Here is a 13947-nt window from a genome sequence, read left to right as displayed (position 1 = left end):
TCTCCTGACCGGACGCAGCCCCGGATGCAAGATCGCCCGGATGTAAAAGCGCTGCGCATTTCTGCTGGAACTGCTTTGACATGACCAACAAGACCATCGTCGTGCTGCTGAAAGGTTATCCGCGGCTCTCGGAAACGTTTATCGCCCAGGAGCTGCTGGGGCTGGAACGGGCAGGCTTTACCCTGAAGCTGGTGGCCATGCGCCGCCCGACCGACAAGAAGCGGCATCCGGTGCATGACGAGATCAAGGCGCCGGTGAGCTACCTGCCGGAATACCTGCATGAGGAGCCGGTGCGGGTGGCTAAGGCGCTCATGAAGGTCGTGACGCTGCCGGGTTTCGGCTCGGCGCTCATGGCGTTTTTCCGCGACCTGCCGAAGGACTTTTCCCGCAACCGTTTCCGGCGTTTCGGCCAGGCTGCTGTTCTGGTGGCGGAATGGCCTGATGATGCCGGCTGGCTGCATGTGCATTTCATTCACACGCCGGCAGCCGTTGCCCGCTACGCAAGCCGCATGAGCGGCATTCCCTTTACCGTTTCGGCACATGCCAAGGATATCTGGACGTCCGAGCCCTGGGATCTCTCCGACAAGCTTGATGAGGCCGACTGGACGGTAACCTGCACCAAGGCGGGTCATGAGCGGCTGCAGAGCCTTGCCTCCCGCGACAACGTGCATCTGAGCTATCACGGGCTGGATCTCGACCGGTTCCCGCATTTTGCAGGAACCCGCCCTGCCCGCGACGGGCGAGATCCGGATGATCCAGTCCGGATCGTCAGCGTCGGCCGGGCGGTGAAGAAGAAGGGCTATGATACGCTTCTGAGGGCGCTGGCGCTGCTGCCGCAGGAGCTTGCCTGGCGCTTTACCCATATCGGCGGCGGCGACGAGCTCTCCCCGCTCAAGGCACTGGCCGAAGACCTTTCGATCGCATCCCGCATCACCTGGAAGGGTGCGCTGGACCAGCGCGAGGTGTTGGACCATTACCGCGACAGCGACCTTTTCTCGCTCGCCTGCCGGATTACCGCCGACGGTGACCGCGACGGCCTGCCCAACGTGATGGTGGAGGCCGCAAGCCAGAACCTTGCCGTGGTGGCGACCAATATTTCAGGCATTACCGAACTTTTCGTCGATGGCGAAAACGGACTGCTGGTTGCGCCGGAAGATCCCGTGGCACTGGCGGCAGCGCTTGAAAAAGCGATCCGCGAACCTGACCTTCGCCAGCGCCTTGGTCAGGCCGCCGAGGCAAAGGTGCGCCACGACTTCGACCACCATACCAGCATTGCCGACCTCAAGCGGCTGTTCACCAAGAGCTTTGCGAGCCGGGAGACAAGTCGATGAACAACGGCACCTCTATCGGCAAAGGCCGGCGCGTTTTGTTCTATGTGCAGCACCTGCTGGGCATCGGTCATATCGTTCGGGCCAGCCGCGTGGCGTCGGCCTTGCAGAGCGCCGGGTTCGACGTGACGCTGGTGACGGGTGGCACGCCGGTGAAAGGCTTTCCGCCTGCAGGCATGGCGCATGTGCAGCTGCCGCCGGTGGTCGCCTCCAACAGCGGATTTTCATCGCTTAGCGATGCCACGACCGGCGAGCCTGTGGACGAGGCCTTCCAGGACCATCGCACCGGCCTGCTGCTGGATCTCTTTCACGACCTGAAGTCTGACGTGGTTATCACCGAGGCCTTTCCCTTCGGTCGCCGGCAGATGCGGTTCGAACTTCTGCCGCTGCTGGACGCGATCAGGTCTGCCGAGCCAAAGCCGCTGCTTCTTGCCTCCGTGCGCGACATTCTGCAGGAGAACCGCAAGTCCGGCCGCGACGACGAGACGATTGCCCTGATGCGCGATCATTTCGACGGCGTGCTGGTGCATGGCGATGCGGGCTTCGTGAAGCTTGAGGAGACTTTTCGCAGGGCGTCGGAATTTGCGGGCAAGATCCATTATACCGGCCTCGTCGCACCCAAGACGCCCACCCCCTCGCCCGACCGGTTCGACGTGCTGGTATCCGCCGGCGGCGGCGCCGTCGGTGCGGGGCTGATCGGCGCGGCCCTGGAAGCCGAGCGCATTCTCAACGACGGCCGCAGCTGGTGCGTCATCACCGGGCCCAATCTTCCCGCGGAGGATTTCGACCGTATTTCGGCAGAGGCCGGCTCCCGCGTGACGGTCATCCGTTTCCGCCCCGACTTCCCGTCGCTTCTGGCAAATGCCCAAATCTCTGTCTCGCAGGCCGGCTACAACACCGTCTGCGACCTGTTCCGCACCACCTGCCGGCCAGTCCTTATCCCCTTTGCGACCGGCGGCGAAACCGAACAGACCGCCCGCGCCGAGAAACTGGCAGCGCTGGGACTTGCAGAAGTGGTGGAAGAGGCATCGCTGACCGGCCAAGCACTGGCAGAGGCCATCCGAAGGGCGAGCGGGATCACTGGCGTTCAGGAACTGCCGTTTTCGCTGGATGGTGCGGAGAGGTCGGCGGAGATTGTGGCGGGGATCCTGGATGGGCGTGGCGAATTAGACAAGCGTCCGGAAACGATGACCTGATTGCATTTTCATGCGAAATGTGGTTTGAGGCGAGCCAATGTCGGCGGTCGAGAGGTATGCGATGCAGGCACAGACCGAAGATCGATTTCTTTTTGCTCTAAAAAACCAGATCAATGCGATCGGTTCACTGATCCTACTCGAAGCTCATTTGCGGTTCGGCCGCAGGTCGCTTGGGTTTTACGAGGATCTGGCTAGTATCGCTATTCACGTTGCTGGCTTCACGCTCCTTCGCTACATCTCCGGCATGGGCAGCCACTACGGCATGGCTGCAATCCCGTTCATGACGGTCGGAATCTTCGTCTTTTGGATGTTGCGTACCAATCTCAATCTGGCATCAGCTTTCAAGTCTGCCAAAGGCCGATACCGCGTCAATGCCCGCGTAACCCAATTAGACGTGCTGATTGCAAGGACCGTCATCAGCACGATTTTGTACCTATGCATCGGCTTTGCCACCTTCTACATCTACGTGTATCTCGGCATCGGTCCTATGCTCGCAAGGCCTTGGATGGTTGCGCTTATTCTGGCGATTTCCGCATTATGGGGCTTTGGATGCGGCCTTATACTGGGTGGCGTTTTTCTTTATTTTCCCGTTCTCCGGACCATCTGGGGCGGGATGATGCGCGTTTTGATGTATACGAGCGGCCTGATGTTCATCTGGGCTGAAGTGCCCTACTCATTCCGGTTCGTCGTCGAATACAACCCGCTTTTCCATATGGCCGAACTCTCGCGACAGTTCTACTTCGGCACCTACATTTCCCCGGTTGCGAGCTGGCGCTTCATATTCTTCACAGTCATCGTCACGCTGGCACTTGGCCTGGCAATGGAACGGATTTGCCGCGAAAAGGCTCTAAATGCTCCCAACCGGAACGAGACTGCGGACGAGGAGCTGTTTTAACGTGCTTCGAGTTCCGATTTACATATGGGTGTAGCAAATCAATGGCTTGACTCCGAAGCGGTCCCATTGGAATCAAGCTGGGTCTGGTTTCCCGGAGAAAGAATGCCAAGCGTTGAAACTTTAGGATCGCGCATCGGCTTACCAGTCGCCGCACCATTGCCGTATGCGCCGCTTGATGGCTTTGACTGAATCGGTCTAGAAAGACCGCTTGTTATAGAGGAACGAATATGAAGGCCATAATCCTTGCAGGGGGACTCGGTACTCGCCTGAGTGAAGAGACCTCGTTGAAGCCCAAGCCGATGGTGGAAATCGGTGGGCGGCCGATACTTTGGCACGTGATGAAAATCTATGCGGCACACGGCGTGACGGATTTCGTCATCTGCTGCGGCTACAAAGGCTACGTCATCAAGGAATACTTTGCCAACTACGCCCTTCATAACTCCGACATGACCATCGATCTTTCAAGCGGAGAGATGACATTCCATCGTCGCTGGGCAGAGCCTTGGCGTGTGACGCTGGTCGATACCGGCGAGGAATCAATGACCGGCGGTCGGCTTCTGCGCGTAGCCGAACATGTACGGGACGAAGAGGCTTTCTTCTTCACGTACGGCGACGGTTTGGGCGATGTCGACATCACTGCGAGTCTCGCATTCCATAAGCAGCATGGGCGACTTGCTACGCTTACCTCATCGTATCCGCCCGGTCGGTTCGGTGCGCTTGGCATCCACGACGGCGTGATCACAAACTTCGAGGAAAAGCCACGCGGCGACGGTTCAATGATCAACGGCGGTTTCTTCGTGCTATCGCCCAAGGTCATAGATCGCATCGTTGACGACAGCACAACCTGGGAACAGGAGCCACTTCGCGGTCTTGCCAGAGACGGCGAGTTGATGGCGTTTGAACATCGGGGCTTCTGGCAGCCAATGGACACGCTTCGCGACAAGCATCTGCTCGAAGGTCTCTGGGCCTCTGGCAAGGCACCATGGAAGGTATGGGCATGACAGTTCCAGCGGAACACGAGCGCGCAGAATGGTGGCGCGGCAAGCGGGTTTTCGTAACTGGACATACCGGTTTCAAGGGTGCTTGGCTTTCATTGTGGCTTAGTCGTTGGGGTGCGGAAGTGACTGGGATGTCGCTCGCACCACCGACAGAGCCCAGCCTCTTCTACGAGGCGAATATCGGCGAACGGATTACCTCGCATATCGGCGACATACGCGATGCCGAACTGGTCAAGCGGCTGATGGCGGAAGCGCAGCCGGAAATCGTGTTGCATCTGGCCGCGCAAGCGCTTGTGCGGCAGTCCTACAGCAACCCGGCGGAAACCTACGCAACCAACGTGATGGGTACGGTCCACGTGCTTGAAGCCGTACGCGCGACACCGTCGGTCAAGTCGGTCGTCGCGGTAACCAGCGACAAGTGCTACGAAAATCGCGAGTGGCCTTGGGGATATCGCGAAAACGACCCAATGGGCGGCCACGATCCGTATAGCAGCAGTAAAGGCGCCTGCGAGCTCGTAATCGCGTCATGGCGGAACTCGTTCTTCAATCGGCCAGAATCTCCGCGGGTCGCGTCCGTTCGTGCCGGCAATGTTATCGGCGGTGGCGACTGGGCAGATGACCGATTGATCCCCGACATTCTCCGTGCATTCGAGGAGAGCCGGCCGGTCGTCATCCGTAATCCTAGCGCGACCCGGCCTTGGCAACATGTGCTCGAGCCGATAGGAGCCTATCTTCGCATTGCCGAGCACCTGTACGAGGATGGCAGCGACTGGGCAGAAGGCTGGAATTTCGCTTGCGACGCCGACGACATCCGTCCGGTAGGATACATCGTTGATCGCATGGTCTCGCTTTACGGAGGAGACGCGCGTTGGGAGCTGGACAAGAACGCACAGGTGCACGAAGCACATGCACTGTCGTTGGATTGTTCAAAAGCTCGCCAGCGTCTCGGCTGGCGACCGACATGGCGACTGGACCGCACGCTTGAGCGGATCGTGGACTGGTCGCAGCGCCGGCTCGCCGGAGAACATGTCGGCTCGCTCAGCGAAGCCGAGATCGATCTGTTCCTCTCCGACATGGCCGCCCGTTGATGATTTGCTGCAGGAGGAAGTTCAGGTGCGGGTAGTGGTCACCGGAGCTTCTGGCTTCCTTGGCAAACGTGTAGCAGCATCACTGACGGAGCGCGGAGAAGACGTTACCCTTCTCGCGAGAAGCACGTCGGTGTTGCCCTCCGGCGCGGGCCAAGTGGTTCGTTTCGAGCACGCCGTCGAGGCAGGGGAATTGGTAGCGGCCATGGCGCCCGACGTGCTGATCCACATGGCGGCCGCGCAAGGTCGTCGGGGTGAGAGCGCGGCCACCATGGTCGATGCAAACGTGACGCTGAGCGCCGCCCTATTGGGCGCGATGGGTCCCGGATCACTGTTCATAAATACTGGCACGACCCTGCCGCCGCATATGAACCTTTACGCACTGACGAAAAGCCAGTTCGTCGAACTTGCACGGCATCTCGTCACGCAAGGACGCACCGACGCGCATGTCGTCAACACGCAGTTCCAAATGATCTACGGGCCTGCAGACGATCCCGCAAAATTTGTTCCGAAGCTTGCCCTGCAGCTTGTCGAGAACGCCGGACCGCTGGTTACAACACCCGGAACCCAGCGGCGCGATTTCATTTATGTCGATGATGCAGTTGCCGCAATACTTGCAATTGTGGATGCCCGAACGCAGCTTCCCACTTGGCAAGAAGTGCCGATTGGGACGGGTATCGCAGTCCCTCTTTGCGATTTCATCGAACGCGCGATCACGGTGAGCGGCTTCAATCAGCCTTGGCAAAAATCCCTGTCGCCACGCGCTGGCGAACCGGAAGAGATGGTTGCGGATATCACGATCCTGCAGTCCCTGGGGTGGGCCTCGCGCACATCGCTGGACGACGGGATAGGTCGTCTGATTGACGATGCTCGCGCAACTGTCAGCTCCGGTCGAACATAATTGCTCAAGAGACACCGTCTCCGTCACGGGCAAGGAAGACCAGCCGGGGTCGTTCGATGATTTCCGACGCCCGAGCCAGGACTTATGTAAGTTGAAACATGCGTATTGTCGGATCCGTAACACGCGACCCGTGATTTTATTGGGTACGGAGGCGGACATCCCTCCCGGTTGGTCTCCCAGCCTTGCACTTTTCTGTTTTTGAAGCATAACACCATACAACAAGATGCCTGCATGTTGCGGAGATGAAATGCCGAAACCCATACTCAAAGATGTTCTGACACTGGCTTCAAAATCACTATGGCAAGACGTCATATCTGCAACAGATAACGTGTCGGACCTTGTCAAACAGCCTCGATTGTTCGGCTTGAGGCTCGAGGCGTCGATCGCATTGGCGGATGAGGAAAAACTCCGCTCCACTTGTGCGGACGCGGCAGCAACGAGCATGCCGCCACAGATCCGATATGCGACACTTCGTCCTTTGATGAAGGTTGGCCGGGGCTCCGATGCCTGGCAGATCCTGATGGGTGACAGTTCCATCGTGTCGGATCCTGGTTTTCTTCCTCAAGCCCACCGCGTGGCCAAGGGCGCGAAGGCGGACCGGGGTTTGAAGACGAAGATTACCTCAACCCTCAGAAATCTACATCCGCGTACTGTTCGTCCTCACAGAAGCAAGCTGCAGTTTGCAAATAACAAGTCGTCCAGCGGCAGACCGTTAGGAAGCGTTACCTGCCTTGCATCGACCGCGACGGATCAGAAGCATCTCGTCGCACTCAACCAGTCTTACAACGACCTTCTGCACCGGATTGCACAGCCTCGTCCGCCGCGGGTAAGGGAGTTTCATGACGTCTTCGTGGATCGCTACGGGCAGATTTGGGCGGAGGACGGCGCGATCGTAAGATCGTACGGAAAGCCGATGCCTTCCCTCAAGCGCTCCGACTGCCAAGTCGTTGATTACGCGGTGAACGGTCTCATGGCGACGAGAGGCATCTACCATTGGCTTATCGACCGGATGCCACATTTCGGCATCGTATCGCCGGGAGACACAACCGGCGTCAAGATCATAATGTGGGAAGGCGGGCCGCGGTTCGAACGCGAAAGCCTCGATATGGCTGGCTTCGAACACGATCAGATTGTGACAATCTCCGAGTTCGCGTTCATCAAGCGTCTGGTGGTTCCTGACGTTGGTTTCGCCGGGCTGAGACACTGGGCCGTCAGTGGCGAAATGTTCGAGCGGATGTCCGAAAGAGCGTTTGCAATCGCTGAGAGAGAAGGGTTCCGAGGGTCCAAACGCATCTACGTCTCGCGGCGCGACAGCGTCCGTCGGCCGCTCGACAACGAACTGGAACTGGAAGCATTGCTTGAGCAGAGGGGGTTCTCGAACCTGCTGTTTGCCGAGATGCCTATGTGGCAAAAGATCGTTGTCTGCTCGACCGCAACGCATGTTATCGGACCGCATGGCGCAGGCTTGGCGCACCTCATCTACAGCAAGCCGGGAACGAAAGTTCTGGAAGTTCTTCCCATCATGGACGGGTCTTATGCGCTGCGCTTCATCTACTCGCGCCTGTCTACAGTTCTGGGACTGGACTACCAGGCGTGGCTGGAACCCCAGCTGCCCCAAACGGACCGCTGGCGAGTCGATCTGGCCGAGTTTACGCCGGTACTGGATCGCTGGCTCGCCGAGTAACCGCAAGTCATCTGGATGGGTGTGATGCGCCTATCCAGATGACGCTACCCATCCTAAATCTCTTTGATCATCACCAGCTTCAGTCCGGTGCAGAAGCCGAATGAGTCGGCAAAGTTGAAGAGCCTGACTTCGATGCGGCTTTGGCGCGAGTTGAGTTCGAAACAGACCTCTGCCTCAAGGTTGTCGTCCAGCTGGCTGATCTTAACGACAGATAATATTTGCGTGTCGCCATCAACGACATCGACACCGATACTTCCGAGCAGGGTACCGGGCTTGAAGACGAAAGCTGCCCGATACCTGCCGGGTTCGAGCGTAATGTAAGGCCCATGCAGGACGATCCCGGTAGATTTCGGATCCAGCCCAAAGCCCTCACTGGTGTGATCGTTTCCCTGATAGTGAAGCCGACCTTCAGGCTGATCGGATGCTAGGACATTGTGGCCATAGAACCTTGAGAATGGTCCGATCTCTGTTTCTCTGGATATGACGAGAAGCTTCTTTGCGATAGGCGAGACGAAGGCGCTGGAAACCGACAACTTGTCTCGGAAGACCCTTGAGATGGATTTCTGAACAATCGGTTCCGAGAGCGAGCCTTTCAAGAGCGTTTCCTTTAACCTGAGCACCTCGCCGTGCAGTGGCTTGCCGTGCGTGTCGGTGCAAAGAATGTCGGAGTTCTGATAATCGATACATATGCAGTTGTTGCCCTGCGCCAGCATAACTGCGGCACGGGGCCAGGAGCGCCATTCGTTGACGGTCAGCGTGTAATGAACACGATCCGCGGGGACGGGCTCGAAGAGATTGAAGCCAGCGTATGATAGCGTTTCTGGGAGAGTGAGGTTGAGCAAGCCTGCTACCGTCGGCGCGATATCGATCGTCGAAATCAGACTATCCATATTCGCTCTCAGCACGCCTAGTTCACGTTCGGGAAGACCTCGCGGTGGCTTGATCGCGTAAAGCGGACGGACCACGGGCTCAGACAGGTTCGTCAGACGTGAGAATCGGCTCGTTTCGTCAGAGCCGTCGACACCCATGGTTTCGCCATGGTCGCCAACCGAAACAATCAGGCTGTCATCGTATCTACCCGTTTTCTTCAGCGCATCGAAAATGAGACCGTGCGACGCCTCTATCACATAAGACGCGCGTTTGCGCCGATCTTTAATCCCGTCAGGTATTGCGCATGCACTTTGGTTCTGGAACGGAATGTGAAGCGCATTCTGGTAGACCACGATGCAGAGCGGCTCATCAGTTTCCAGGATCGCAGTATGAAGCTGCTTAGCGACAAGATAATCATCGCCGCACATGTCGTTGACAAATTCCATGCCATCCGTATCCGCCGAATACAGCGTATCGATCGACTGTGAATTGAAGAAGCTTTCGAAGCCTCCCCATCTCAGGCTGGACGACGTAAACATCAAGGTCCGCAAGCCGCGCGCTTTCGCTAAGTCAAAAACCATCGGCAGACGATGCAGTTGATCCATACTTTCATGCGGACCACACCCCGTCAGGATGCACGGGATGCTGATATCCGTGCAGGAGCTTGCAGTCAGAGCGTTGTTCGGGTGGAACCACTCGGATGCGTTTCCGCTCAACTCCGAAATCTGCCGAGCCAAGCTGTGTGTAGAAGAGAGCGCGGCCGGGACGTCGGCACCAGCCGATTCATTGATGATGAGCACGATATGCTTTCCCGACGAGGCAATCTGGGAACCATTTACAGCAATCGCTGCTCGGTCAGACCCGTAGAGGCGTTCGGCCGCCAACTCGTCCTCGATCTTAAGGTAGGCGGTTTCTATGGATGTTGGCTCAGCACTTCCCCTGCCCAGCGAACTCCCCGAGTATACAAGCATGGCAATTGCAGCAGAGCAGATCGACGAGACGGCGACAAAATCCGCCGGCAGAGCATCCTTCAGAACCACGGCAGAAAAAATCGCCGCACATGAGAGGGTCAATACGAATTTCGTCGGAACGTACTGCTTGAAATAAGCGGCTGCTGCAGCACCGCTTCCCTTATCGCTCATCTTCACCGGAAGGTGCATGAATATGCGATATAACGACAAACCAAAGTAAAGTTGGGCGACAAAATCAACGACCATGTAGAGCGCCCAGACGACGATCACGGGGATACAGGTCGCTATGAACACCAGGTTGTTATCAAAGCGGATCAGCCCGAAGCAAATCGCGTAGAGAACGCAAAGTTTTGCTGAAACAAGAGCCGCCTGTTGCAGGTGTTTGCGAACCCCTAACCTCTCTCGTACGACCCATAGGCGAGTTTGATAGCAGAAAAGGCTGCTGGAGAGGAGAACGTACAGATAGAGGGTCATAGCACCGGCATCGCTGAGATATTGTCGAGACGCCGATATGCGTAGTGAAATCCGGACTAGATCAAACAATGCAGCTTGCGCGTCGTCACAAATATTTCACACGGCTGCATCACGCACAACCACTTCGACAGCGGGAGTCAGATTGCAAGCCACTGCCCTATCCGAGTGTCAGTACGATCCTCAACCGACAACTGCCGGCGAACACGAATGACGTCGGCCTGGACCTATTGGAAATCTTAAATCGGAGAAGCGTCGATCTGGTCGGAGTGAGAGGATTCGAACCTCCGACCCCCACGTCCCGAACGTGGTGCGCTACCAGACTGCGCTACACTCCGTGACCAGTGGCGCCTCTATAGACCGCCGTATTCAGTTACACAAGCATCATTCAAGAAAAAATGGACCGGATTACAGCAGCGATTCCGGCTCTCATAAAGCACCAAATTTGACGGCGTTGCAAAAAAGCGGCTTGCGGAAAAATTGATGCACTAACCTCAAGATGGTGTCGCGGAACACGATACAAACCTGCTACCTGAACTTCGAAAGCCCCCCAGTGTGTGGGTATCAGCATATAAAGGATTCCAAAGGATCATGAGCCGTCGCCTGATCGTATCGACCACTCTTGTTGCGCTTGCGCTTTCCGCCTGCACCACCGTCAGCGAAGTCAGCAGCCCGATTAACAACTACTGGGTTGGCCGCTCAGCTGGCGAATTCTTCGCCAAGTTCAGCCCACCACTGAGCGATGTGGATAGCGGACCCACGACGATCTACAATTGGCGTGGTGGCTACAAGCGGATCAAGCTTGCAAATGGGAAATCGGCCAGCGTCAGTTGCTCAGCAAAGATCACCGTCTCGCAGAGCTACACAATTCGCGACATCAGCGTAACGGCCGACCGCCCGGGCACCACCGGCTCAAGCTACTGCGAAGAACTACTGGTCACGCAAGCTCAGTAGAGCAAGCCGACTTCGATCCCGAGTTTGGCTTTCAAACAGTCATGGCATCGAGTTATTCTGTCCGGACCACGAGATCGGACCGGACAGTTTCTCATCCCAGAGAATGCATCATGTTCTCGACGTGCCTGAGCAGCGGTGGCGTCGAGACTGTCCACTTGTTGATCGCTTCATCAATCGGCTCCAACCATAGTCTGTGGTCATGCCCTCTCGCATAGGACAGGCGAGCGAAGTTGAACCTTAGAGAGTGTGAGCCCATTTGGCATGGGACAAGTTCGACTACCTTGAGACCACTGGCCGCTGCGGCGATGTGGCTGAGACCTGCCCCGTGGGGAGCAACCACCAGCCGGGCATTGCGAATTAGATTGATCTGGTCCGCTAGAGACATCTCACCGAATATGACGACCTTCACTCCAAGAGATGACAAACCGGCTTCCAGTTCGTTCTCGTTGACCATGACGCGTCGTTGCGTATCACGCCGAGAAATGTATATCGCATCGGCAGTGTTGATCGTCGACAGCCTGGCCGCCCTTTCGCCTATGGCTTGGTAAAGATCTCCGAAGTACTCCCACTGGGCAAGGGTACTGGCTGCCGAATGCGCGATATAACATTCCTCACACCAAGCCACCTGATCTATACGCTCGAATTGCGGCGCTGGGTGGTCAATCAGCTCGATTGTCTTGTCCTGGAATTGCTGGGCGTGCTGGCCAAACAATATGGTGCCATCAAAGTCCGGGTTTTGAAGCGACCAGTTTAAGGCAGGCAGCCGTTCCGCGAACCAGTGGTAGAACCCGCGCGTTGAATTCGTCGAAAGCACCGCCGTGCCATAACTCCGGCTGGACGACACCCCGATTGTCTCGATAGCCCGGTTACCGTGGTGTATGACCTCGTTCTCGTTGCGCCATATCTGACCTGCACTGTTAACGAAGACATTTTCCACACGCCTCACGATGGGTTTGACATTTCGCCGACCTTGGATCTCAAGTTTTTGCAGCAGCCGCCTATTCTCGTGAACGTGAATGTCGTTCAGCCTATCACTTCCGGAAATCGTGATTGTTCCGGGTGAGGGCCTGAGGTGAGCATCTGAGGCAACAAATTGGAAGGGTGAAATCTCGTAACGACCCGACCGGGCAACAACCTGAGGGCCTGCCAGCGGGGGAACTATAGCTCTCCACCGTGCACGGGCAGCGGCACGTAACTCTTCCTGGGTACCGGGATGCGCTGATATTCGGCGACAAAGCTCCGAATATCGGTGTGGATTTGTATCGGACGGGATGCTCCCTAGCAATCTCCATGCAGGTTCGGTTTTCCCCCAGGCAATGAGCTTCGTCGCGATTGCCATCTTGGAACTGGGCGCCATAGACGCCGCGACAGTCCGATCGACAATCGTTTCGACCAACGCCTGATTGTCCTGCTCCAATGCAGCGCTCAGGCTTGCAAGGATCCGTTGTTTCCGGTTCAAGAAAAACGGAGATTGGCGTCTGACGTTTAGTTGCCGAGCAGCGAGCGCGGATGCTAGTAGCGCGAAACTTCTAAAGAACCTGGCAATCAAAACCACACCTCCAAAGCGGAACGACCGATCACCAAAGCGATCGGCCGTTCCGCCTTTCTGGGAACGCAACAAGCCTAGAATTTGAAACTACGCTTGAGGGCGTCGCTGATTACCCAAAGACCCTCGGAATTTTTGGCAGCAACTGGAAGCGGAAACGCTTCGACAAGCGCGTCCCCGGAATATGTAAGGGGTGTCCAGTTCGCTCTTACATAAGACGCGGCACCTTCCCAGTCCGTCTTTCGTGAACGGTCGAGGCAATAGGCGAGAACACTTTCAGTTCCGGCTCCAAGGTAGAAATCCTTGAGACGGTGATCGACGCGTACGTTCGGATCCTTGAGATCAAGACGCGCCCCAGCTCCGTCGCCATAGGTTGCGAACCACGCACAGGGGATCCCGTAAGTTTCAGCAATGACCAATCCATGGAGACTGGTCGACAGAATGAGGTCGCAGGACAGAATCTCGCGGACCTTCTCCTCCAGCGCCTCTACCGTTTTCTCGGTCAGGGTGTTGATCAGATGGACTGAGGATCCGTCACCGGTGTACGGCAACTGGTAGCGGGAAAGCTCCGCTTTTGCCGTACCGTTTGGGGTCTGCTCGTCAAGTTCCGTCAGATGCAGGATCACACCGATCCGGTACTTCTTTTCCACATCGCGCATCGGCCAGATCTGAGGGAGCAACCAGACAGGGTCGCCGTATACCCCCGACACTTCGATCCCGGTCGCCGCAAGCGTGCTGGCAGTCTGTGGGCCACGCGTCGCATGGATCTGATACGTGGTATCGGGAGCCTTCACGAAATTCGGGATGGTCCGATCCACCGCATTCCGCGTTGCATCCATCCCGGTGCCCCAAAAATGGAGCACACCATTGCGCTGGGCGTGACCGATAGTCCCGACGCCGACGACCCTCTCGCCAGGCGCATCGAACCCCGCGTGGCGGATCGGAAGGCCAGACACCGCGCTGACTACAACCGCGCTCAACGCGTCGCCAAGGTTGGCATATGGAACCCCTGTCGTGCTTGCGGCCCACGACAAGGGGATTTCGGTCC

The 13947-nt window shown here is 57.2% G+C and carries 11 protein-coding genes and 1 tRNA gene; 8 read left to right on the top strand and 4 right to left on the bottom strand.

Features of this window, described 5'->3' with window-relative positions:
* Positions 1-80 precede the first annotated feature (80 nt).
* The 7 genes from ASF70_RS10445 (at position 81) to ASF70_RS10415 (ending at position 8087) form a co-directional block, all read left to right on the top strand.
* The gene (locus tag ASF70_RS10445; RefSeq protein ID WP_062579512.1) at positions 81-1331 is read left to right on the top strand and encodes a glycosyltransferase; all 1251 of its coding nucleotides are present in this window, start codon (positions 81-83) and stop codon (positions 1329-1331) included.
* A complete protein-coding gene (locus ASF70_RS10440) occupies positions 1328-2524 on the top strand; it encodes a glycosyltransferase (RefSeq protein ID WP_062579506.1) in 1197 nt (398 codons plus the stop codon). The genes ASF70_RS10445 and ASF70_RS10440 overlap by 4 nt, the downstream gene beginning before the upstream one ends.
* Positions 2525-2561: 37 nt before the next feature.
* Positions 2562-3419, top strand: a complete 858-nt coding sequence (locus tag ASF70_RS10435) for an ABC transporter permease (protein ID WP_062579504.1) — start codon at positions 2562-2564, stop codon at positions 3417-3419.
* 227 nt (positions 3420-3646) lie between these two features.
* Entirely contained in the window at positions 3647-4420 is a 774-nt protein-coding gene (gene rfbF, locus ASF70_RS10430) for a glucose-1-phosphate cytidylyltransferase (RefSeq protein ID WP_062579502.1), read from the top strand.
* Positions 4402-5505 (top strand): CDP-glucose 4,6-dehydratase, encoded by a 1104-nt coding sequence (gene rfbG, locus ASF70_RS10425; protein ID WP_244474006.1) that lies wholly within the window; start codon positions 4402-4404, stop codon positions 5503-5505. The genes rfbF and rfbG overlap by 19 nt, the downstream gene beginning before the upstream one ends.
* Complete coding sequence (locus tag ASF70_RS10420; protein WP_082471855.1) at positions 5444-6403, top strand: NAD-dependent epimerase/dehydratase; 960 nt, start codon at positions 5444-5446, stop codon at positions 6401-6403. The genes rfbG and ASF70_RS10420 overlap by 62 nt, the downstream gene beginning before the upstream one ends.
* Before the next feature lie 247 nt (positions 6404-6650).
* Complete coding sequence (locus tag ASF70_RS10415; protein ID WP_162237971.1) at positions 6651-8087, top strand: glycosyltransferase family 61 protein; 1437 nt, start codon at positions 6651-6653, stop codon at positions 8085-8087.
* Positions 8088-8140: 53 nt separating this feature from the next.
* Here ASF70_RS10415 and ASF70_RS10410 read toward each other — a convergent pair whose 3' ends face one another.
* Both ASF70_RS10410 and ASF70_RS10405 read right to left on the bottom strand, forming a co-directional pair.
* On the bottom strand, positions 8141-10402 hold the full coding sequence (locus ASF70_RS10410; protein WP_062579498.1) for a sulfatase-like hydrolase/transferase: 2262 nt from the start codon (positions 10400-10402) through the stop codon (positions 8141-8143).
* A gap of 258 nt (positions 10403-10660) precedes the next feature.
* Positions 10661-10737, bottom strand: a tRNA-Pro gene (locus ASF70_RS10405).
* A gap of 253 nt (positions 10738-10990) precedes the next feature.
* Between ASF70_RS10405 and ASF70_RS10400 the strand changes: the two genes are divergently transcribed.
* Positions 10991-11353 (top strand): hypothetical protein, encoded by a 363-nt coding sequence (locus tag ASF70_RS10400; protein WP_062579496.1) that lies wholly within the window; start codon positions 10991-10993, stop codon positions 11351-11353.
* Between the two features lie 91 nt (positions 11354-11444).
* On the opposite strand, the gene ASF70_RS24195 is transcribed toward ASF70_RS10400, so the two are convergent.
* On the bottom strand, positions 11445-12290 hold the full coding sequence (locus ASF70_RS24195; protein WP_162237970.1) for a glycosyltransferase family 61 protein: 846 nt from the start codon (positions 12288-12290) through the stop codon (positions 11445-11447).
* 686 nt (positions 12291-12976) lie between these two features.
* Positions 12977-13947, bottom strand: a 971-nt coding sequence (locus ASF70_RS10390; protein ID WP_210166804.1) for a polysaccharide pyruvyl transferase family protein, incomplete at its 5' end; no start/stop codon positions are given.

It is taken from the genome of Rhizobium sp. Leaf321, from assembly GCF_001423215.1.
In the GTDB taxonomy this organism is placed as follows: Bacteria; Pseudomonadota; Alphaproteobacteria; order Rhizobiales; family Rhizobiaceae; genus Neorhizobium; species Neorhizobium soli.
Note: the sequence above shows the minus strand (reverse complement) of the source record. Positions and strands in the feature narration are given on the sequence as shown.